This is a genomic window from Kitasatospora sp. NPDC086791 (genome assembly GCF_040685975.1).
Taxonomy (GTDB): Bacteria; Actinomycetota; Actinomycetes; order Streptomycetales; family Streptomycetaceae; genus Kitasatospora.
Genome location: NZ_JBFBOC010000013.1, coordinates 19,789 through 40,795, shown reverse-complemented (window position 1 = coordinate 40,795; position 21,007 = coordinate 19,789). Strand labels below are relative to the sequence as shown.

General features: G+C 75.1%; 21 protein-coding genes. 15 read left to right on the top strand and 6 right to left on the bottom strand.

Annotation, left to right across the window (positions count from 1 at the left end):
* Together AB0Q99_RS19315 and AB0Q99_RS19310 are read right to left on the bottom strand one after the other, a co-directional pair.
* Positions 1 to 291, bottom strand: a complete 291-nt coding sequence (locus AB0Q99_RS19315; RefSeq protein WP_363573322.1) for a phosphopantetheine-binding protein — start codon at positions 289 to 291, stop codon at positions 1 to 3.
* 83 nt (positions 292 to 374) lie between these two features.
* Positions 375 to 1,307 carry a 3-oxoacyl-[acyl-carrier-protein] synthase III C-terminal domain-containing protein gene (locus tag AB0Q99_RS19310; RefSeq protein ID WP_363573320.1) on the bottom strand — a complete coding sequence of 311 codons (933 nt, stop codon included), beginning with the start codon at positions 1,305 to 1,307 and terminating at the stop codon, positions 375 to 377.
* Positions 1,308 to 1,495: 188 nt separating this feature from the next.
* Between AB0Q99_RS19310 and AB0Q99_RS19305 the strand changes: the two genes are divergently transcribed.
* The 4 genes from AB0Q99_RS19305 (at position 1,496) to AB0Q99_RS19290 (ending at position 4,989) form a co-directional block, all read left to right on the top strand.
* On the top strand, positions 1,496 to 1,849 hold the full coding sequence (locus AB0Q99_RS19305; protein ID WP_363573318.1) for a hypothetical protein: 354 nt from the start codon (positions 1,496 to 1,498) through the stop codon (positions 1,847 to 1,849).
* Positions 1,846 to 2,991, top strand: a complete 1,146-nt coding sequence (locus AB0Q99_RS19300) for a glycosyltransferase (protein ID WP_363573316.1) — start codon at positions 1,846 to 1,848, stop codon at positions 2,989 to 2,991. The genes AB0Q99_RS19305 and AB0Q99_RS19300 overlap by 4 nt, the downstream gene beginning before the upstream one ends.
* A gap of 194 nt (positions 2,992 to 3,185) precedes the next feature.
* Positions 3,186 to 4,160 carry an ATP-binding cassette domain-containing protein gene (locus AB0Q99_RS19295; protein ID WP_363573314.1) on the top strand — a complete coding sequence of 325 codons (975 nt, stop codon included), beginning with the start codon at positions 3,186 to 3,188 and terminating at the stop codon, positions 4,158 to 4,160.
* 64 nt (positions 4,161 to 4,224) lie between these two features.
* Positions 4,225 to 4,989: an ABC transporter permease gene (locus tag AB0Q99_RS19290; protein WP_363573312.1), complete on the top strand. Its 765-nt coding sequence runs from the start codon at positions 4,225 to 4,227 to the stop codon at positions 4,987 to 4,989.
* A gap of 120 nt (positions 4,990 to 5,109) precedes the next feature.
* Here AB0Q99_RS19290 and AB0Q99_RS19285 read toward each other — a convergent pair whose 3' ends face one another.
* The 4 genes from AB0Q99_RS19285 to AB0Q99_RS19270 form a co-directional block, all read right to left on the bottom strand.
* A complete protein-coding gene (locus AB0Q99_RS19285) occupies positions 5,110 to 6,396 on the bottom strand; it encodes a PLP-dependent aminotransferase family protein (protein ID WP_363573310.1) in 1,287 nt (428 codons plus the stop codon).
* Positions 6,393 to 7,328, bottom strand: coding sequence for an alpha/beta hydrolase (locus AB0Q99_RS19280; protein ID WP_363573308.1), 936 nt, complete (start codon positions 7,326 to 7,328; stop codon positions 6,393 to 6,395). The genes AB0Q99_RS19285 and AB0Q99_RS19280 overlap by 4 nt, the downstream gene beginning before the upstream one ends.
* A 115-nt stretch (positions 7,329 to 7,443) precedes the next feature.
* Positions 7,444 to 8,280 carry a methyltransferase domain-containing protein gene (locus AB0Q99_RS19275; protein WP_363573306.1) on the bottom strand — a complete coding sequence of 279 codons (837 nt, stop codon included), beginning with the start codon at positions 8,278 to 8,280 and terminating at the stop codon, positions 7,444 to 7,446.
* A gap of 45 nt (positions 8,281 to 8,325) precedes the next feature.
* Positions 8,326 to 9,420, bottom strand: a complete 1,095-nt coding sequence (locus tag AB0Q99_RS19270) for an alpha-hydroxy acid oxidase (protein WP_363573304.1) — start codon at positions 9,418 to 9,420, stop codon at positions 8,326 to 8,328.
* Between the two features lie 182 nt (positions 9,421 to 9,602).
* Here AB0Q99_RS19270 and AB0Q99_RS19265 point away from each other — a divergent pair, with 182 nt between their 5' ends.
* The 11 genes from AB0Q99_RS19265 (at position 9,603) to AB0Q99_RS19215 (ending at position 20,968) form a co-directional block, all read left to right on the top strand.
* The gene (locus AB0Q99_RS19265) at positions 9,603 to 11,060 is read left to right on the top strand and encodes an AMP-binding protein (protein ID WP_363573303.1); all 1,458 of its coding nucleotides are present in this window, start codon (positions 9,603 to 9,605) and stop codon (positions 11,058 to 11,060) included.
* A 107-nt stretch (positions 11,061 to 11,167) separates the two neighbouring features.
* On the top strand, positions 11,168 to 11,452 hold the full coding sequence (locus AB0Q99_RS19260; RefSeq protein ID WP_363573301.1) for a phosphopantetheine-binding protein: 285 nt from the start codon (positions 11,168 to 11,170) through the stop codon (positions 11,450 to 11,452).
* A complete protein-coding gene (locus AB0Q99_RS19255; RefSeq protein ID WP_363573299.1) occupies positions 11,449 to 11,733 on the top strand; it encodes an acyl carrier protein in 285 nt (94 codons plus the stop codon). The genes AB0Q99_RS19260 and AB0Q99_RS19255 overlap by 4 nt, the downstream gene beginning before the upstream one ends.
* A gap of 122 nt (positions 11,734 to 11,855) precedes the next feature.
* Positions 11,856 to 13,094, top strand: a complete 1,239-nt coding sequence (locus AB0Q99_RS19250; protein ID WP_363573297.1) for a beta-ketoacyl synthase N-terminal-like domain-containing protein — start codon at positions 11,856 to 11,858, stop codon at positions 13,092 to 13,094.
* A gap of 13 nt (positions 13,095 to 13,107) precedes the next feature.
* Positions 13,108 to 13,635 carry a hypothetical protein gene (locus tag AB0Q99_RS19245; RefSeq protein WP_363573295.1) on the top strand — a complete coding sequence of 176 codons (528 nt, stop codon included), beginning with the start codon at positions 13,108 to 13,110 and terminating at the stop codon, positions 13,633 to 13,635.
* Between the two features lie 317 nt (positions 13,636 to 13,952).
* Positions 13,953 to 15,569, top strand: a complete 1,617-nt coding sequence (locus tag AB0Q99_RS19240; protein WP_363573293.1) for a class I adenylate-forming enzyme family protein — start codon at positions 13,953 to 13,955, stop codon at positions 15,567 to 15,569.
* Positions 15,566 to 16,864 (top strand): beta-ketoacyl-[acyl-carrier-protein] synthase family protein, encoded by a 1,299-nt coding sequence (locus AB0Q99_RS19235; protein ID WP_363573291.1) that lies wholly within the window; start codon positions 15,566 to 15,568, stop codon positions 16,862 to 16,864. The genes AB0Q99_RS19240 and AB0Q99_RS19235 overlap by 4 nt, the downstream gene beginning before the upstream one ends.
* 99 nt (positions 16,865 to 16,963) lie before the next feature.
* Positions 16,964 to 17,950 carry a 4-hydroxyphenylpyruvate dioxygenase gene (gene hppD, locus AB0Q99_RS19230; RefSeq protein WP_363573289.1) on the top strand — a complete coding sequence of 329 codons (987 nt, stop codon included), beginning with the start codon at positions 16,964 to 16,966 and terminating at the stop codon, positions 17,948 to 17,950.
* A gap of 32 nt (positions 17,951 to 17,982) precedes the next feature.
* Positions 17,983 to 18,897 (top strand): phytanoyl-CoA dioxygenase family protein, encoded by a 915-nt coding sequence (locus AB0Q99_RS19225; protein ID WP_363573287.1) that lies wholly within the window; start codon positions 17,983 to 17,985, stop codon positions 18,895 to 18,897.
* Positions 18,894 to 20,003 (top strand): thiamine pyrophosphate-dependent dehydrogenase E1 component subunit alpha, encoded by a 1,110-nt coding sequence (locus tag AB0Q99_RS19220; RefSeq protein WP_363573285.1) that lies wholly within the window; start codon positions 18,894 to 18,896, stop codon positions 20,001 to 20,003. Before AB0Q99_RS19225 ends, AB0Q99_RS19220 begins: the two co-directional genes overlap by 4 nt.
* On the top strand, positions 20,000 to 20,968 hold the full coding sequence (locus AB0Q99_RS19215; RefSeq protein WP_363573283.1) for a transketolase C-terminal domain-containing protein: 969 nt from the start codon (positions 20,000 to 20,002) through the stop codon (positions 20,966 to 20,968). The genes AB0Q99_RS19220 and AB0Q99_RS19215 overlap by 4 nt, the downstream gene beginning before the upstream one ends.
* Positions 20,969 to 21,007: the final 39 nt, after the last annotated feature.

The window sequence follows — 21,007 nt, the reverse complement described above, 5'->3', positions numbered from 1 at the left end:
TCAGTCCTCGGGGATGACGTGCCCGGCGACGTAGTCGGCGAGCCTGGTGACCGAGCGCAGGTCGTCCTCGGTGATCTGCTCGACGTCGACCTGGATGTCCAGCGACTCCTCCAGCTCCAGGATGAGCTCGATGGTGCCGGCGGAGGTGAGGCCGAGGTCGTCGAAGAGGCAGGCGTCCTGCGGGATCTCGGGCAGTTCGCGCTTGAGGACGCGCGGCAGGAGTTCACCGATGCCGTGCAGGATCCGCTCGCGCAGCTCGGGGTCAGTGGTCTGGACCACGGGTTCTGACATGGGGGTACCGTCCCGTCGTACGTGGGAAGTGCGCCCTGAGGGCTTCGAGGAGTGGCCGACGATCCCGGATGTCCGACCGGTCGTCAGTACCGCACGGCCATCGCGGAGAAGGTGGCTCCGACGCCGGCGGCGGCGATCAGGTAGTGGTCACCGCGGCGGAGCAGCCCCCGCGTGGTGGCGGTGTGGAGATTGATGAGGCTGTCTGCAGCGAAACTGTGCCCGACCGACCGCACGTTGTCCAGCACGACTTTGTCGATCGGAAAGCCGATGCGGCGTGCGATCATCCGCCAGGACGCCTGGTTGACGTTGTGCGGAAGGATCGCGGCCAGGTCGGAGAGGTCCAGACCGGCCCGGTCGAGGGCGGCCTCGATCGCCTCGACCATCACGTTCGGGTACTCCCGCTGGTAGCGGGCGAGCAGGTCCGGGTCCTCGGCCAGCCGGCCGTCGAACTCCGGGCGCTGGCGCACCTCGAAGGACAGCACCCGGTGGCTCTCGCCTCCGGCGCTGACCAGGCAGGCGGCCGCGCCCTCGGCGAAGATGCCGGTCTCGGGCACCACTTGGGCGTCCTTGGTGAAGGTCTTCTCCCCCGCCAGGACCAGCGCGAGCGCCGCCGGGTCGGGTTCGGAGGCGAGCAGCCGGCCGGCCAGGTCGATCGCCAGCAGGCCCACCGCGCAGGCGTGGTGGGTCACCGTGAAGGCGTTGGCGTGCCCGAGCCCGCGGGCGGCGAGCAGGTCGTGCAGCGGGTTGAGCGGGTGGGGCACCGCCACCGGCATGCTGCGGGCGTGGATCACGAAACGGATGTCGCGTTCGCGTCCGCGCAGCTCCGGCAGGTCGTCCAGGGCGGCTTCGAGCAGGTCGGGCAGCGTCCCGGCCGGATCCAGACGTAGCTGGTCCAGGCCGTGGAAGCGGCGGAAGAGACGGAGTTGACGTGGGGTCAGGCCGATGCGCTCGCCCACCGCCTCGATGGGCACGGCGTGTGGGGGGAGGTGGACGGCCACTGCCTCCAGTGCGGTCACGCGGGCTAGTATTCCGACGCCCGCCGGGTCGCACAAGTGATCTCGGGCCCGTCCTCGGACTCCCGTCCACGGGGGTGCGACGCCGGGCCGCCGGGCCCTCCGCCGTCGTGGCCGCGCCCTGGAAGCCGTCAACCGCGCCCGGTGCCGCCGCGTTCACCCCGTGCCGTCGAGCAGGTGGGATATCTCTCATGTCGCGAACCGAACCACCGTCCTCCGTGGATCCGTTGGACGCCGCCGACTCCCCGGACCCTGCGGGCTCCCCGGACGCCGCCGGGTCGTCGGACCCCCGGCTGGTCGCGCTCCTCGTCGAGGTGGCCGGCGCGCCGCCCGGCTGGGCCGCCCGGGTCACACCAACCGCCCGCCTGGACGGCGACCTGCTGCTGGACGAGACCGAACTCGCCGCGCTGGCCGCGCTCCTGCGCGAGCGCTTCGGCCCGGCCGCCGACCTGGCGGCACTGCGCGCCGGGCTGGACCTGGCCGCGCTGGAGGCGCTGACCGTCGCCGACCTGCGGCGACTGCTCCCCGAGGAGGATGCCCGATGACCCGGTTCCTGTTGGTGATGCCCCCGTTGACCGGACACGTCAACCCGGCCGCGGGCATCGCCGCCGAACTGGCCGCGCGCGGCCACGACGTCGCCTGGACCGGCACGGAGTCGGTGCTGCGGCCGCTGCTCGGCCCCGGCGCGCACGTCCTCGGCACCGGCACCCGGGCGTTCCGGGCCCAGGGCGGGCACGGGCTGGCCGCGCTGCGCTCGCTCTGGGAGGGCTTCATCGTGCCGTACGCGCGGTTCACCGCGAAGCCGCTGGACACGGCCGTGCGGGAGTACCGGCCGGACGTGCTGCTGGTCGACCAGCACACCCCGGCGGGCGCGCTCGTCGCACACCGGCACGGCCTGCCGTGGGCGAGCTTCGCGCCCGGGGCGATGGAACTGGGACGCCCGTACCGCGCGTTGCCGCAGGTCGAGGCGTGGATGACCGGGCTGCTGCGCGGGCTGTGGGAGCGCGCACGGCTGCCCGAGGCGGAGTACCTGGACCCGCGGTTCTCCCCCGCGCTGGTGCTGACGACCACCGGTCCGGCGCTGACCGGCTCCGCCCCGCCCCCGCACCACGCGGCCGTCGGGCCGGTGCTCGCGGCCCGGCCGCACGATCCGGAGTTCCCGTGGGAGCGGCTGCGGCCGGGCCGGCGCCGGGTGCTGGTCACCATGGGGACGCTGGCCGGGGAGCTGGGCGCGGACTTCCTGGCCCGCACCGTACGGGCGCTGGAGCTGTGCGGCGAGGCCGTGCAGCCGGTGTTCGCGGCGCCGCGCGAACTGCTGCCCGGGCTCCCGGCGCACGCGGTCGCGGTGGACCGGGCACCGGTGCTGGAGCTGATGGCGCGCGGCGAGCTGGACGCGGTGCTGTGCCACGGCGGGATGAACACCGTGGGCGAGGCGCTCGCGCACGGCCTGCCGCTGGTCACCGCGCCGATCCGGCACGACCAGCCGTTCGTCGCCGCCCAGGTGGCGGCGGCCGGGGCCGGGCTGCGGGTGCCGTTCGCCCGGGTCACCCCGGAGCGGCTGGCGGACGCGCTGCGGGCGGTCCTCGGGACGACGGAGTACCGGGACCGGGCGGTTCGGGTCGGGCGGGAGCTGCTGGCCGGGGGCGGTGCGGCGGCGGCCGCGGACCGACTGGCGGCGCTCGTCTGACGCTCCGGAAGCACTCGCCCGGCCCTCCGGCGCGGAAGTGCCCTTAGCAGAACCGGAGATCGCACGTCCATTGGTCTAGGCCATTGTTTCCGGACCGGGGTTCGCCCTAGGGTGTCGCAGCAGCACCGCCCTCCGCAGGTGCCGAGCACCGCCTTCCCAGGTGCCGTGCAGCCCACCCCGTCCGGGAGTTCCGGTTGATCGAGACCACGGGACTGCGCAAGTCCTACCGCAAGAAGACCTCCCGCCGCGGCGGCGACAGCCAGACCGTCGACGCCGTCCGCGGCATCGACCTGTCGGTCGCCGCCGGCGAGATCTACGGCTTCCTCGGCCCCAACGGCGCCGGGAAGACCACCACCCTGCGCATGCTGGCCACCCTCATCCGCCCCGACGGCGGACGGGCCGAGATCGCCGGGGCCGACCTGTTCACCGACCCGGCCGGAGTCCGCCGCCGGATCGGCTACGTCGCCCAGGGCGGCGGCACCACCGACAACGTCAGCGCCCGCGAGGAGCTGGTGCTGCAGGCCCGGATGCACGGCGCGGCCAAGAGCCGGGCCGTGTCGGCCGCCGCGGACGCGCTCAAGGCCTTCGACCTGGGCGAGTTCGGCGACCGGCCGTGCGTCACCTACTCCGGTGGCCAGCGCCGCCGGGTGGACATCGCGCTCGGGGTGATCCACCAGCCCCGGGTGCTGTTCCTGGACGAGCCGACGGTCGGGCTGGACCCGGCCAGCCGGGCCCACGTCTGGGAGGAGATCCGCCGGCTGCGCACCGAGGGCATGACCGTCGTGGTCACCACGCACTACCTGGACGAGGCCGACGCGCTCTGCGACCGGGTCGCCATCGTCGACCACGGCCAGGTGGTGGCCGAGGGCACGCCCGAGGCGCTCAAGCGCGAGATCTCCGGTGACGTCGTCCTGGTCGGCCTGGACGCCGGGGAGGGCGCCGCCGAACGGGCGGCCGAGGTACTGCGCCCGCAGCCGTACCTGCACCGCCTGGAGGCCGACGGGGACGAGGGGCTGCGGCTGTACCTGGAGGACGGCGCCGCCGCCATCCCGCAGCTGCTCCGCGCGCTGGACGCGGCGGGCGTGACGCCCGGCACCGTCCAGCTCCAACGCCCCAGCCTGGACGACGTGTTCCTGGCCCGCACCGGGCGCTCGCTGCGGCAGTCCTGACCCGGCGCCGACACCCGATGAACCGCTGCCACCACATGGACCCGTACGACCCCCTGGGGAGACCGTGAAGCTCGCCCGCGACACCTGGCTGGTCTTCCAGCGCCAGCTGCTGCTGATGATCCGCACCCCGGTCTGGATCGCCGTCGGCATCATCCAGCCCCTGTTCTACCTGCTGCTGTTCGCCCCGCTGCTGAAGAAGGTGCTCGCCCCCGAGGGCGCGAGCAGCTACGCCGACGCCTACCAGGTCTACGTACCGGGCCTGTTGGCGGTGCTGTGCATCTTCGGCGGGCTGTACACCGGCTTCAGCCTGCTCGGCGAGCTCAAGGCCGGGATCATCGAGCGCTCCCGGGTGACCCCGGTGAGCCGGCTGGCGCTGCTGCTCGGACGGGCGCTGCGGGAGATGGTGGCGCTGCTGGTGCAGGCCGTCCTGATCACGCTGATCGCGCTGCCGTTCGGGCTGCGGGTGAGCCCGCTGAACCTGCTGCTCGCCTACCTGCTGCTCGGCCTGCTGGCCCTGATGACCTCGGCGATCTCCTTCGGCATCGCGCTGATGGTGCCGGCCGACGCGGCGATGGCGCCGGTCGTGAACACCCTCGCGCAGCCGATCGCGCTGCTGTCCGGGGTGCTGCTGCCGCTCACCCTGGCGCCGGGCTGGCTGCAGGACCTCGCCAAGTGGAACCCCTTCTACTGGGCGGTGGAGGGCATGCGCGCGCTGTTCTCCGGGCACGCCGGGGACGACGTGGTCTGGCAGGGACTGCTGGTGGTCGTGGTGATGACCGTCCTGGCGGTGTACTGGTCGGCCCGGCTGTTCTCCACCCGGGTGCGCTGAGCGGCACCACGGCCGAGGGGAACGGAAAAAGGGGCACGGAGAAAGGGCACGGAAAAGGGGTACGGCAGCGGGGCCCGGCTCGTCACGAGCCGGGCCCCGTCGGCGTGCGCGAACGGACCTTCAGGAGGTGATGAAGGCCGCCAGCTTGGCCACCCCGTCGATGATCCGGGCCTGCGTCAGCGAGCTGACCGAGAGCCGCAGCCGGTGCTCGCCGCCGCCCGCCGGGTAGAACGGCGCCATCGGCGTCCACAGCACCCCGTAGTCGCGGGCGCAGCGCTCCATGGCCGTGTCGTCGGCGGTGAAGGGCACCGTCAGCACGGCGAAGAAGCCGCCGTCCGGCCGGTTCCAGGAGACGCCCAGGCGGCGCCGATCGGAGGCCGGGAAGTGCCGGTCGAGCTCCCGCAGCAGGGTGTCCATGCCGGCCGCGTAGTGGGCCGTGGCACGGGCGTTGGCGGCGCGCAGGCGGCAGTCGTGCGCCAGCAGCATGCCGCCGATGACGGCCTGGCTGAGCGCGGGCGTGTTGACCGTCGTCATGCCCTTCAGCTTGGCCAGCTCGTCGGCGAGCAGGCTGCGGCGCCCGCCGGGCCCCGCCACCTCCTGGTCGGCGACGACGTAGCCGAGCCGGGCGCCGGGGAAGCAGGTCTTGGCGAAGGAGCCCAGGTAGACCACCCGGCCGCGACCGTCCAGCGCCTTGAGGGTGGGCCGCAGGCCCGGGGTGCGGGCGAAGAAGCCGTACGGGTTGTCCTCGATGAGGAGCACGCCCTCCTCGGCGGCCGCCGCCAGCAGCCGGGTGCGGGCGTCGACCGGCATGCTGGTGCCCGAGGGGTTGGCGAAGTCCGGGACGACGTAGAGGGCGCGCGGGCGGCGGCCCTCGGCGCGGACGGCCCGGGCCGCGGCGCGCACGGCCTCCGGGTCGGGGCCGCCGTCCGGGCCCTCGGGGACCGGCCGGGTGGTCAGGTCGAGCAGCCGGGCGGCGCCGGTGACGCCGACGTAGCAGGGAGAGCTGACCAGCAGGACGTCGTCCGGGCCGGCGCAGAGCGCGCGCAGGGTGAGCAGCATGCCCTCCTGGGCGCCGACGGTGATCACCAGGGACTCGGGGGCGACGGTCAGGCCCTCGTCGTTGGCGAGGGTGCGGGCGACCAGGTCGGCGATGATGCCCTTGGTCGGGCCGTACTGGAACAGCGCGGTGCGCACGGCGTCCCGGTCGAGGCCGCGGTCGGCGAGGTGGGCGAGGAAGCGGTCCAGGTGGGCCGGGACGTCCTCGGGTTCGAAGAAGCCCTCGTACGGGCGGCCGGGGGCGAAGGAGACGGCGTCGGGGTAGCGGGTGGTGACCTCGTTGAGGAAGGTCATCGCGTCCAGCAGCGGGTCGGCCAGGGAGGCGTGCAGGTCTTCCAGCGGGAGCTTCACCGCAGGGCCTCCCGCAGGCGCCCGGCGGCGTACGCCTGGGCCTCGGCGGCGGCGTCCAGGGTGCCGGTCATCGCGAAGAAGCCGTGCGGCACGCCCGGGTAGCGGCGCAGTTCCACCGGGACCCCGGCCGCGCGCAGCGCCTCGGCGTACTGTTCGCCCTCGTCGCGCAGCGGGTCGTACTCGGCGGTGAGGACGGTCGCGGGCGGCAGGCCGGCCAGGGTGGCGGCGCGCAGCGGGGAGGCGTACGGGTCGGCGCCGTCGGCCGGGTCGGCCAGGTAGTGGCCCCAGTACCAGGCCACCGAGCGGCGGTTGAAGAACAGCGGGTCGTCGTGTTCGCGCAGCGAGGGGGTGTCGGCGCCGTGGTCGGTGTTGGGGTAGACGAGCAGCTGGTGGCGCAGGGCGGGGCCGCCCTCGGCGCGCAGCAGGAGGGTCAGGGCGGCGGTGAGGTTGCCGCCGGCGCTGTCGCCGCCGACGGCCAGGCGGTCCGGGTCGAGGCCGAACTCCTCGGCCCGTTCGACGAGTCGGACGAGGGCGGCGCGGCAGTCGTGCAGGGCCGCGGGGAAGGGGTGTTCGGGGGCCAGGCGGTAGCCGACGGAGGCGGTGACGCAGCCGACGGCGTTGGTGAGCCGGCGGCAGATCGCGTCGCTGGTGTCGGGTGAGCCGAGGGTCCAGCCGCCGCCGAACAGGTAGAGCAGGGCGGGCAGTCGGCGGCCGGGCGGTTCGGGCCGGTAGAGCCGCAGGGCGAGTTCGCCGCCGGGGCCGTCGATGCGGTGGTCCTCGACGGCGGCGACCGGTTCTGGGGTGCCGGCCGCGGCGCGGATGTCGGCGAGGTCGGCGGCGCGGGCCTCGGCCGGGGTGAGGGTGTAGAGCGGCGGGGCGCCGCTGCTCGCGCGGCGGGCGCGCAGGGCCTCGGCCTGGGGGTGCAGGGGCATGGGTGGTCCCGTTCTGGGGCGGCGGGGTTCGGCGGGTGGCCTGGGTGGCCCGGGGGTCAGCGGTCGGCCCGGGGTTCAGCGGTCAGCCCGGGGGTTCAGCGGTCAGCCCGGGGGGTCAGCGGTCGGCCTCGACGTAGACGGTCTCGTCGGTGCGGAAGGCCGTGTCGAGGTCGGCGACGTCCGGACGGAGGCCCTCGCGGTAGGCGCAGTGGCGGATCTGTTCGGGGGCGAAGCCGGCCAGGGTGAGGACGTGCCGCAGCTCGTCCAGGTCGTAGATCCACTGGTGGCCGTAGTGGCGGAAGATCTGGTTGACCAGGAAGGCCGGGCGGGTGGGCATCGGCGGGCCGAAGCCGAGGGTGGTCAGGCGGCGCCGGTGCTTGGCGAGGAAGCCGTCACCGGTGGCGTAGCCGACCAGGTAGCGGGCCAGGTCGGGGGTGGTCAGCCGCAGGACGCCGCCGGGGCGCAGCACCCGGCGGGCCTCGCGCAGCCAGCCGACCGCGACGGGCATGGTGACGTGCTCGATGAGGTGCTCGGCGTACACCCAGTCGACGCTGGCGTCGGCGAAGGGCAGCGGCTCGGCGATGTCGAGCTGGGTGAACCAGCGGTCGCCGTCGACCCGGTAGAGGGTGCCCGGCTCGGTGACGGTGGTGGTGGCCGTGCCCGGCTCGGTGCCGGGACCGCGCAGGGCGGTGAGGTCGGTGCCCAGGCCCTCCGGGTGGGCGGTCCGGAAGGCGGCGAACTCGATTCCGGTGAGGCCGAGTTCGCGGAAGCCCGCGTGGTCGCGCGGCAGCCCGCCGGGGTGCGCTTCGAGCGTGGCACAGGTGGCGACCTGCGCGCTGAAGTCGTCCAGTCGGGTGGCCAGTCCGTCCGGATCGTCCCAATCCCAGCCGGGGAACCGGTCAGGGTTCCGGCCGGGGGGTCGTTCGGGGGATCGTGCGGGTTGGTCGGTCATGTCGGGTCTCTTTCTCGAAACTACGGGGCGCGGCTGTCGGGCGGTTCAGCCGGCCGCGTACGGCCAGGGCGCGAGCACCGTGCGGTCCAGGTCGGCGAGCCGGGGGCGGCCCAACAGGGCCATGGTGTGCTCCAGTTCCTCGCGCAGCAGGTCGAGCACCCGGTGCACCCCGGTTTCGCCCTCGGTGGCGAGGCCCCAGAACGCCGGGCGGCCGACCAGGACGGCGCGGGCGCCGAGCGCGAGCGCGACGGCGATGTCCGCGCCGGTGCGCACGCCGCCGTCGAGCAGCACCGGCAGGTCGGCGGGGACGGCCTCGACCACCTCGGGCAGCGCGGCCAGGGCCGGGACCGCCCCGTCGAGTTGGCGTCCGCCGTGGTTGGAGACCAGAACGGCGTCGGCGCCGTGCTCGACGGCCAGCCGGGCGTCCTCGGCGGTGAGGATGCCCTTGAGGACCAGCGGCAGCCGGGTGCGCTCGCGCAGCCAGACGAGATCGGCCCAGCTCAGGGTGGGGTCGAACTGCTCCCGGGCGTGCTCGGCGATGCCCGAACTGCCGCCCGCCGCCCGGTGGCTGGCGGACATCAGCGCCGCGTCCAGGTTGACCGCGCGGACGGCGGGCGGGATGGCGAAGCCGTTGCGCAGGTCGCGCAGCCGGCGGCCGATCCTCGGGGCGTCCACGGTCAGCACCAGCGCGTGGAAGCCGGCTGCCTCGGCGCGCTCCACCAGGGCGGCGAGGGCGGCGCGTTCGCGCAGCCAGTACAGCTGGAGCCAGAGCGGGCCGGTGGCTGCCTCGGCGATCTCCTCCAGGGTGCGGCTGGCGAACATCGCGGCGACCAGCAGGGCGCCGGCCCGGCCGGCGGCGCGCGCGGTGGCAGTCTCGCCCTGCGGGTCGACCAGGCGGTGGTAGGCCATCGGGGCGATGCCGAGCGGGAGGCCGAGCGGTGCGCCGAGCAGGGTCAGTGCCGGGTCGCAGGCGGAGACGTCGACCAGGGTGCGCGGGCGCAGCGCATAGTGTCCGAACATCTCCCGGTTGGCCGCCAGGGTGCGTTCCGCGCCGCTGCCGCCTTCGATGAAATCCCAGATTTCCGGAGAAAGTTGTGCGCGCGCCGCGCGCTCGATCCCGGCCAGCGTGAGAGCTCCCACGGGCATTCCTCGTTCCAGGACGGCCACGCGCGGACCAGTCCCGGTTCGGCAGCGTAGGAGCAACGGGCACATTGGTATAGACCTTGATTTGACCAAACGTCTGTGCCATGGTCTGGCAACGGAATTGACCGTTTTGGCTGTGGATAGCGTTCATGTCAAATCCCCCTCGCTCGTATGGAGCCGTGTTGACCGGCTTTTCCCCCTCTTCACTTCCGCCTTCCGTTCCACCGCACTCCGACGCCCCGGAGGACTGGGTCGACCGGCTGCTGCTGGCCGGTCCCGGCGACGAGGAGTGCCTGCGCCTCGGCGCGCCGCTCGACCGGGACGCCCTGCGCGCCCTGGTGGACGAGCAGTCCGTCCGGCTGGCGGCCGCCGGGCTGGGCCCCGGTGGCACGGCCGCGCTGCGGCTGCCGCCTTCGGTGGCGTTCGTCGCGGTGCTGCTGGCATGCTGGCGGCTGGGCGCCCAAGTCGCCCTGCTCGACCACCGGTTGACCGACCACGAGGTCGACGCGGCGGTCGCGCGGCTGGCCCCGCAGGTGCTGGTAGGCTCCGCCCACCGGCCGGCGGCGGCACTGCGCGGCTTCTCCGAGGTGGATCCGGTGGCCGTCCCGCTGCCGGACGGACGACCGGCCCGCACCGGGCACGCGTTGATCCAGCTCAGCTCCGGATCGACCGGACCGGCCAAGGTCATCGCCCGGACCGCCACCGACCTGCTGCGCGAACTCGACTGCTACCGAAAACTGGTGGAGTTCCCCGGCGAGGGCGAGCGGATCGTCCTGCTCTCCTCGGTGGTGCACGTGCTCGGCCTGGTCGGCGGGCTGCTCAACGGCCTGTACGCCCGTGCCGCGCTCACCGTGCCGGAGCGGATGACGGCCGCGGGCATCCTCGCCGCGGTCGCCGGCTCCGACCGGCCGACCACGGTCATCGGGGTGCCCTTCCACGCCGAACTGCTGGCGGGGACGGCCGCTCCCCCGCCGCTGCCGATGCTGCGACGGATGGTCGTCGCGGGCGAACTGGTCCGCCCGGGCCTGCCCGCGCTGTTCACCGGGCGCTACGGCGTCCCGCTCGGCACCATGTACGGCATGACCGAGACCGGGGTCATCGCCACCGACCTCGACGGCACCCTCCACCCGGCCAAGCGTCCCGTCCACGGGATGCGGATGCGCCTGATGAAGGGCGAGTTGCAGCTCGGCGCGGCGGCCTCGCCGTACCCCGGGCTGGACGACCCGACCCGCTGGTCGGACGGCTGGCTGCACACCCGGGACGCGGCCGAACTGGACGAGGCCGGGGGCCTGGTCACCGTACTCGGCCGACTGGACTCCCAGGTGTCGATCGGCGGTCTGAAGGTCGACCTCACCGAGGTCGAACAGACCCTCACCGCACTGCCCGAGGTCCGCGAGGCCGTGGTCGTCTTCGACGGCGGCGCCATCGAGGCCTACCTCGCCACCGAAGTCGACGCCGACCTCACCCTGCTCCAGACCGGGCTGGCCCGCCGCCTGGCCGCCTACAAGCGGCCGCGCCGGCTCGCCCTGCTCCCCGTACTCCCCCGCACCGCCACCGGAAAGCTGCTGCGCGACCCGGCCGCCCTGCGCGACGCCGCCGCGACCTCCGCCGCGACCTCCTCGGTGGCCGCGCACTGACCCGCACGCACACCCGCGGCCCGGTTCCGCACGCTCGACGGCCCCACCCCGGCCGCACCGCGGCCCGACTCCGCTCGCACCACCACCCCGACAAGGAGCCCACCACCATGCAGGACCGCATCCGCGCCTTCGTCCTCGCCGCCCTGACCGAGATGCAGTACGACGTCTCGGAGGTCACCGGGGACACCGACCTCGGCCCGGCCGGGCTGGACCTCGAATCGCTCGCGCTGGCCGACCTGTCGGTGCAGGTCGAGGACGAGTTCGGGATCAAGTTCGACCTGGACGAGATGGAGAGCACCGCGCTGATGACGCTGGACGAGTTCACCGCCGACGTCGCCCGCCGGATCGACGCCCTCGCCGCGACGTCCGCCACCTCCGGCAGCGCCGCATGACCGGCTCCCCGCGTCCCGACCGCCTCCCGGACCGGGCCGAGGTGCTGACGATGCTGGCGGCGTTCGGGCAGCGCGCCGCCGACACCGTGCCCGAGGAGCTCGGCTCGCTCGAACTCACCTGGCTCATCGCCGAGTTCGAGCAACGGTACGGCCTGCAGCTGGACCTGGACGACGAGCGCTTCGGCGCGGTGCGGACGGTCGACGACGCCACCGGACTGCTGCGCGACGCCGTCCTGGCCGAGCGGGCCGACCCGGCCGAGCGCGCGGGCGCACAGCCGTGAGCGGCATCGCCACGGGTGCCGAACCTCCCGGACCGACCGAACCTCCCGAACCTCCCGGACCGACCGGACCGACCGGACCGACCGGACCGACCGGACCGACCGGGCAGCCGGGGCGGGCGCGGGTGGTGGTGACCGGCGTCGGCGTGCTCAGCGCCGCCGGTCGCGGGCTCGCCGAGCTGACCTCGGCCGCCGCGCACGGCAAGGCGGCGTTCGGCCCGGTCACCCGCTTCGACGTCAGCGGCCGCCGCACCACCCGGGCCGCCCTGCTGCCCGGGCACCTGCTGCCGGATCCCGTACGGCCCGACGCCCTGGTTCTCGACCTTCCTGTCCCCGGCACCACGGCGTCGACCGGCGCTGCGCCGTCGACCGGCACCACGTCTTCGACCGGCACCACGTCTTCGACCGACAGCACGTCTTCGACCGGCACCGTCCCGCCGGCCGCGGCGGTGCTCGACGCCATCGGCCAGGCCTGCCGGCAGGCCGGGCTGACCGCCGCCGAGGGCGCCGCGCTGCCCGTCCTGCTCGCGCTGCACAGCGACGAGCGGACCCGTGCCACCGCCGACGCGGTGGCCGCCGGGGTCCGCGCGGACTGGGGAGCCCCGGGCGTCACCCGGGTCTACACCGGTGCCTGCGTGGCCGCCGCGACCGCCGTCGCCGACGCCGCCGTCCTGGTGGCCACCGGGCGGCACGAACGCGTCCTGGTCGCCGCCGTCCACCTGGTCGGACCGGGCGTGTTCGCCGTCTTCGACGCCGGGCGCGCGCTGGCCCGCGACGGCGAGCTGCGCCCGTTCAGCGCCGGACGGACCGGCACCCTGCTCGGCGACGCGGCCGCCGCCGTCGTGGTCGAGGCCGCCCCGGCCGCCGAACGACGCGGTGCGTCCGCGCTCGCCCGGCTGGCCGGCTGGGGCCGCACCGGGGACGCCCACCACGTCTGCCGCCCCGAGCCGGACGGCACCGGAGTGGCCCGGGCGGTCGAGGCCGCACTCGCCCGCGCGGGCGTCGCACCGGCCGAGGTCGGCTACGTCAACGCCAACGGCACCGGCTCCGGCCTGGCCGACCAGGCCGAGGCCCGCGCCCTGCGGCGGGTGTTCGGCCCGCACACCGACCACCTGCCGGTCAGCTCCAGCAAATCCGTCCACGGGCACGCCCTGGAGGCCTCCGCCCTGCTCGAACTGGCCGTCACCATCGGCGCGTTGGACACCGGACTGCTCCCGGTCAACGCCGGCTGGCTCGGCCCGGACCCGGACGTCGGCCTGGACCTCGTCCTGGACGGCCCGCGCGCCGCCCGCCCCGCCTACGCGCTCAGCCTCAACTCCGCCTTCGGCGGCGCCAACACGGCGCTGCTGCTGGCCCCTGGATGACACCGACACCACGATGACCACCCCTGCCGACGACACCCACCGCCTGCGGGTCCTCGCCGAGGCCCGCCGCCCCGCGCCCGGCCTGGACGGGCCGCCGCCACCCCTGCCCGGCTTCGCCGCCTCCGGTTTCAACCCGCTGGTCGCCGACACCGCCGACCGCTGCCTGCGCGAGCACCACGGCGCGCCGCCCGCCCCCGGGCGGACCGCCCTGCTGCTGGCCAGCGCGAGCGGCGACCTCGCCACCGCGCGGGCCATCGAGCAGAGCGCCGAACCCGGACGACGGACCGGCCCGCTGCTGTTCTTCCAGTCCAACCCCAACGCCGTCCTCGGACACATCGCCGCCCGCTGGGGCCTGACCGGCCCGATCGTGGCGATCTGCCCGGACGAGGCCGAACCCGGCCGTGTCCCGGCGGAGGCGTACGAGCTCGCCGCGCTGCTGCTCGCCGACGGCGACGCCGACCGGGTGCTGCTCATCGCCGCCGAGCAGACACCCGACGGGGACCACGCCGCCGCCGTGCTGCTCACCGTCCCCGCACCCTGACGCTCCCCTGCCCCGGAACCACCACACCCCGGGGCCCCGCCGCCCGGACCCCGACGGCACCGACCTGAACCCGCCGATCACCCCCGGCCGTATCCACCACCGAGGCCCGGCGCCTGACGCAGCCGTACCCGGCACACCAGCCGCCCCGCCCGACACCGCCTCACCACCGCACCACCCCCTCGCCACTGCCGCACCACCCCCGCCTCACCGCCCGCGCGGCCCCCGCCGCCCCGGTCGTCCGCCGCCCGCGCGACCGACCCCGCCACCCGATCAGCCGCCCGGGCCGTCCACCGGCCCCGAGGGAGGGATCCACCCCCGTGACCATCCGCAGTCTCCGCACCCTGCTCGCGGACGACCCCGACGTCGGCGCCGGCAACGTCCTGACCGCCCGGATCGCGCTCGGGCTGGACGTCGACGAGCCGCTGCTCACCTTCGACACCCCGGTGGACGACCACCCCGCCTGGCAGGCGCTCACCCTGCGCGAGCTCGACCGCGCCGTCCGGGCCCGCGCCGCCGCCCTGCACGCGCTCGGCATCACCCGGCGCGACCCGGTCGTGGTCTACGCCGACGACGCGGCCGACCACGTGCTGGCCTTCCTCGCCCTGGCCCGGCTCGGCGCCATCCCCGCCCTGCTCAACCCCAACCTCGACGGCGAACGCGCCGCCCGCTACATCGCCCGCCTCGGCGCGGCCGGCGTCCTCGCCGACCCGGCCCACCGGGCCGCGCTGGCCGGCCACGACCCCGGCGCGCCGCTGCTCCCCGAGATCGGCACCCTCGGCGCGGGCGACCCGGACGCCGCCCCGGCGCCGTACCGGCACTGGTCCGGCGACCCGGTGGCGATCACCCACTCCTCCGGCACCACCGGCATGCCCAAGGCCGTCGTCCACTCGCACGCGAGCCTGTACGCGGCGATCCGCCACCGGCTGCGGCTGCCCCGCCCGCAGGGCCAGGACCGGATGCTCAGCGCCCTGCCCGCCCCGCACGCCGCGACCCTGATCGCGCTCAACCTCGCGCTCAGCTCGCACACCCGGCTCGCCCTCCTGTCCCGGCAGTCCGGCGACGGCGTGCTCCAGGCGATCGAGCAGTGGCGGCCCACCGGCGTGGTCGGCTTCGCCGCCACCTGGGCCGACCTGGCCCGCCACGACCTCGGCACCCGGGACCTGACCTCCGTCGCGCTCTGGTGGAACACCGGCGACTGCGCCCACGAGGTGCACATCCGCCGGCTGATCGCCACCGGCAGCCGGGAGACCGTCACCCGGGCCGGCCGCTCCCGCACGCCCGGCTCCCAGTTCGTGGACGGCCTCGGCTCCACCGAGATGGGCCACTCGCACTTCTTCATCACCCACGGCCCGGGCACCGAGCGCTACGGACGCTGCGTCGGCCGCCCGCACGCCTTCGTCGACTGCGCGGTGGTCGGCCCGGACGGCGAGCCGCTCGGCCCCGGCGAGGTCGGCGAACTCGCCACCGCCTCACCGACCCTGGCACTCGGCTACTGGAACGACTCGGCCACCACCTTCCGGACCAGGATCCGCGGCCGCTTCCTCACCGGGGACCTGATGTACCGGGACGAGGAGGGCTACTACTACCACGTCGACCGGGCCGTCGACTCGGTCGAACTCGGCGACGGCGGAAGGCTGTTCACCGCGATGTCGGAGGAGCGGGTGCTGGCCGCCTGCCCCGACGTGCTGGACTGCACGGTGGTGGCGGTCCGGGACGGCGAGCGGGTGGTCACCGACGTCCTGCTGCTCCTCACCGAGGGCGCCGACCGGGCCGCGGACCGGACCGGGGCGGTCGTCGCCGCGCTGGACGAGGCCGCCGCCGCGACCGTCCGCCGGGTGCTGGTGGTCTCCCCGGACGACATCCCGCTCGGCCCGACCGGCAAGGTCCGCAAGGTCCTGCTGCGCGAGCGCCACCTCGCGGCGGTGGGCGCGTGAGCGAGCCGTCCGAGCGAGCCGCCGAACCGACCGCCGGGCGGAGCGCCCGCCGCGGAGCCGTCGTCACCGGCATCGGCCTGGTCTCCCCGCTCGGCCGCAAGCCCGCCGAGGTGTTCGAGGCGCTGACCGCCGGGTGCTCCGGCGTCCGCGCCGTCCCCGAGGACCACTCCGCGCACGGCTGGCTGCCCGCCGCCGGGATCGCCCCCGCCGTGGACGGCCGGGAGGTGCTGCCGCCCACCGAGACCCGCTGCGTGGACCGCTTCGTGCTGCTCGGCCTGGCCGCCGCCGACGACGCGCTGGCCGACGCCGGCCTGGTGGTCGGCCGGGACGCCGACCCGCACCGCACCGCCGTGGTCCTGGCGACGGGCGGCGGCGGACTGGAGACCTTCGAGCAGCAGTCGCACCGCCGGCTGGAGCGCGGCCGCCCGGGCGTCAGCCCGTACCTGCTGCCGGGCATGCTCTCCAACATGGCCGCCGCCAGGGTCGCCATCAAGCACGGCATCCGGGGGTACAGTTCCGCCGTCGTGACGGCCTGCGCGGCCGGCGCCCAGGCGATCGCCGAGGGGCTGCGGCTGATCCGCGCCGGCGACGCCGACGTGGTGGTGTGCGGCGGCACCGAGTCCTCGCTGCACCCGACGATCGCCGCAGCCTTCACCAACGCCCGCGCCCTGGCCCAGGGTTGGGAGGACCCGGCGCTGGCCAGTCGGCCCTTCGACCGCCGCCGCAACGGCTTCGTGCTCGGCGAGGGCAGCGCCGTCCTCGTCCTGGAGAGCGCCGAACACGCCGGAGCGCGCGGCGCCGCCGGCTACGCGGAGGTGCTCGGCTGGGGCGCCTCCACCGACGCCCACCACCCGACCATGCCCCGGCCCGACGGCACCGGCGCCGCCGACGCGATGCGCGCCGCGCTCGCCAACGCGGGCCTGGTCCCGGGCGACATCGACTACGTGAACGCCCACGGCACCGGCACCAAGCTCGGCGACGTGGCCGAGACCGCCGCCCTGCACGCCGTCTTCGGGGCGCACCCGCCCGCGGTCAGCTCCACCAAGGGCGCGACCGGCCACCTCCTCGGCGCCGCGGGCGCGTTGGAGGCGGCGGTCACCGCCCTGGCGGTGGCGCGGGGAACGCTGCCGCCCACGCTCAACCTGACCGACCCCGACCCGGCCTGCGACCTGGACCACGTCCGGGGCGCCGCCCGGACCGTCCCGGTGCGCGCCGCGCTGAGCAACGCCTTCGCCTTCGGCGGCCACAACCTCAGCCTCATCCTCGGCCCGACCGCCACCCGGGCCTCCCGATAGCCGTCGGGAGCCTCCCGACAGCCATCGGGAGCGCCCAGTACCCGATCGGCCGGCAGCGCGCCGGTCCACGACCCGCCATCCCTCCGGGGGGAGATCCCGATGTCCATCCAGACCATCGCCCACGTCGAGTTCCACTGTGCCGACGCCGACAAGACCGCGGCCGGGCTCCGTGCCGACTACGGCTTCACCGCCGACGCCCCGGCGACCGCACCGGACGGCACCCGCACCATCGAACTGCGCCAGGGCACCATCCGGCTGCACCTGACCTCCGCCGCCGACCCCGGGCACCCGGTCGCCGACTTCGTCGCCCGGCACGGGGACGGCGTCGCCGTGCTCGCCCTGGGCTGCCCCGACCCGCAGGCCGCGCTGCGGCGCGCCGAGCGGCACGGCGCCCGGGTGCTGGACCGGGCCGGCGCCCTGATCGCCGGCTTCGGCGACACCGCGCTGCGCTTCGTCCCGCTGCCGACCGCCGAACCGACCCCGGCGCCCCGCCTGCTGGACGAGCTCGACCACGTCGCGATCTGCCTCCCGGCCGGTCAACTGGTGGAATCCGTACGGTTCTGCGAGGCCGCGCTGGGCTTCCGGACGATCTTCGAGGAGTACATCGAGGTCGGCGAGCAGGCCATGGACTCCAAGGTGGTGCAGAGCCCCTCCGGCGCGGTCACCTTCACCCTGATCGAGCCCGACACCAGCCGCCGCCCCGGCCAGATCGACGACTTCCTCGCCGCCCACGGCGGCGCCGGTGTGCAGCACCTCGCCTTCAGCACCCACGACATCACCAGCGCCGTCCGCACCATCCGCGCGCGCGGCGTGGAGTTCCTGACCACCCCGGGCGCCTACTTCGACGCCCTGGCCGAGCGCTTCGGCACGACGGCCATCCCGGTGGAGACCCTGCGCGACCTGCACGTCCTGGTCGACCAGGACCACGGCGGACAGCTGTTCCAGATCTTCGCCCGCTCGACCCACCCCCGGCGCACCTACTTCCTGGAGCTGATCGAGCGCCAGGGCGCGGGCACCTTCGGCACCGCGAACATCAAGGCCCTGTACGAGGCCATCGAACGGAACAGCTCCGCCGCCTCCGTCTGACCACCCCCGCACCTCCGAAGGAGGCCCACACCATGACCACGACCGCCGAGTTCCGGCTCACCGAGGCCGAGCACGAGCTGCTGCCCACCCCCGACGAGGTGGCCCACTACCGCGAGCACGGCTGGTACCTGTCCCGCCGGCTGTTCAGCGACGAGGAGCTGGACACCCTGCAGGCCGCCACCGAGCTGTACTACTCCGGCCACCGCGACCGCGAACTGCCCGTCCGGCCGCCCCGGTTGGCCTCCTGGCAGCCCTCGGACGGGCCGATCCAGCGGCACAACGACTACGTCCACCACGAGAGCGACGCGATCGGCGCGATCCTGCGCAAGCCGCTGGTCGGCGCGGTGGCCGCGCTGCTCGCCGGGGCCGAGGAGATCCGGATCTTCCAGGCCACCCTGATCTACAAGCCGCCGGTGCCGGAGGAGCCCAGCAACCGGGTGCCGTGGCACTTCGACAAGCACTACTGGCAGACCTGCACCTCGCCGGAGATGCTCACCGCGTTCATCCCGTTCCACGACTGCCGGGAGGAGAACGGCACCATCACCATGGTCGACGGCAGCCACCGCTGGCAGGAACTACCCTCCGGCGAGGACTCCACCCGGCACTTCGCCGACCGCGACGGCTCCGAGCTGGAGGACATCCTGGCCGCCAACGCCGCCCACAACGGGGCACGGGTGACCAAGGTCCCGATGCGGATCCCGCGCGGCCACATGTCCTTCCACCACTGCCGCACCTACCACGGCAGCGGCCCCAACCTGGCCTCCTACCCGCGCCGCGCCGTCTCGCTGCACCTGCAGGACGGCGCCAACGAGTACCAGCGGCACGACAAGGCGGACGGCAGCCCGGTGGTGTACAACCACGACGTGCTGGTGCGCCGCACCGCCGACGGCCGGCCGGACTACGCGGACCCGGAGTTCTGCCCGACGGTCTGGCGGGGACGGCCGTGACGGCTGCGCCGACGACGGCGGACGAGCCCGCGGCGGCGGACCGGTCGGGCCTCCCCACCACGGCGGCGGACGAGCCGGGTGCCGCGCCGACGGACCGGCCGGGCCGCCCGGCCGAGCTGGGCACGGCCGCCGAGCGCTACCGGATGCTGCGGCTGGTCCGCGGCTTCGAGGAGCTGGCGCTCGGCCTGGTGAAGTCCGGCGCGATCCCCGGCGGGATCCACCCGTACATCGGGCAGGAGGCCGTCGCGGTCGGCGTCTGCTCGGCGCTGGGCCCGGCCGACCGGCTCACCAGCACCCACCGCGGCCACGGCCACGTGCTCGCCCGGGGCACCGCGCCGCACCGGCTGCTCGCCGAACTCCTCGGACGCGTCGGCGGTTCGAACGGCGGCCGGGGCGGCTCCATGCACGCCGCCGACCTCTCGCTCGGCATCCTCGGCGCCAACGGCATCGTCGGCGCCGGCGCCCCGATCGCGGTCGGCGCCGCCTGGGCGGCCCGGCAGGCACGGGCCGCCCACGAACCGACCGGGCGGACCCCGGTGGCGGTGGCCTTCTTCGGCGACGGCGCGCTCAACCAGGGCGTGCTGCTGGAGTCCTTCAACCTGGCCGCGATGTGGCGCCTCCCGGTGCTGTTCGTCTGCGAGAACAACGGCTACGCCACCACCCTGCCCGCCGCCACCGCCGTGGCGGGCAGCGCCACCGGACGGGCGGCCGGCTTCGGCATCCCCGCCGAGGAGGTGGACGGCATGGACACCGAGGCCGTCCGCGCGGCCGCCCTGCGGGCCGTCGACCGGGCGCGCGGCGACGGCGGTCCCGGCTTCCTGGAGTGCCGCACCTACCGCTACGAGGGCCACCACACCATGGAGCGCCGGATGAAGCTGCGCTACCGCGCCCCCGAGGAGGTCGAGGCCTGGCGCGAACGCGATCCGCTCCCCCGGGCCGCCGCCCTGCTCGCCCCCGCGACGGTCGCCGACCTGGACCGGTCGGTGGCCGAACAGCTCGCCGCCGCCGAGGAGTTCGCGCTCGCCTCCGAACACCCCGACCCGGCGGGCGCGTTGGACCACCTGTACGCCGACGGGCTGCGGCCCCGGGCGGGAGTGACACCGTGACCAGGCTCTCGTACACCAAGGCGCTCAACCGGGCGCTGGCCGACGAACTCGCCGCCGACCCGGCGGTCTGCGTCTTCGGCGAGGACATCGGCGCCGGTCTGGCCGGTCCCACGCTGGGCCTGCTGGACCGGTTCGGGCCGGCACGGATCGTCGACACCCCGCTGTCCGAACAGGCCTTCACCGCGATGGCGGTCGGCGCCGCGCTGGCCGGCCGGCGCCCGGTGCTGGAGTTCCAGATCCCCTCGCTGCTGTTCCTGGTGTTCGAGCAACTCGTCAACCAGGCACACAAGTTCTCGCTGATGACCGGCGGCCAGGCGGCCGTGCCGCTGACCTGCCTGGTGCCGGGGTCGGGTTCCCGGGACGGCTGGGCCGGGCAGCACTCCGACCACCCCTACAGCCTGTTCGCCCACGCCGGGCTGAAGACCGTGGTGCCCGCCACCCCGACGGACGCCTACGGGCTGCTGCGCTCGGCGATCCGGGACCCGGACCCGGTCGTGGTGTTCGCGCCCGCCGCCGCCCTGCCGGTGCGCGAGACCGTCACCTGGGAGCTGGAGCCGGTGCCGCTCGGCCGGGCCCGGATCCACCGCCCGGGCACCGACGTCACCGTGGTCGCCGTGGGCCACCTGGTGCACGACGCGCTCGCGGTGGCCGAGGAGGTCGCCCCGGACGTCTCGGTGGAGGTGTTCGACCCGCGCACCGTCCACCCCTTCGACTGGGACGCGCTCGCCGACTCGCTGGACCGCACCGGCCGGCTGGTCGTGATCGACGACTCCAACCGCAGCTGCGGCTTCGGCGCCGAGGTGCTGGCCACCGCCGCCGAGGAGCTGCGCCTGGTCGCCCCACCGCGCCGGATCACCCGGCCCGACGGCGCCGTCCTGCCCTTCGCCCCGGCCCTCGACCGGGCCGTGCAGCCGAGCCGCGAACAGCTGCGGAACGCGCTGTACGCCGTCATGAAGCAGCCGTGACCCACCCGTTCGCCGGCCCCCGGACCGACATCCCCGTGC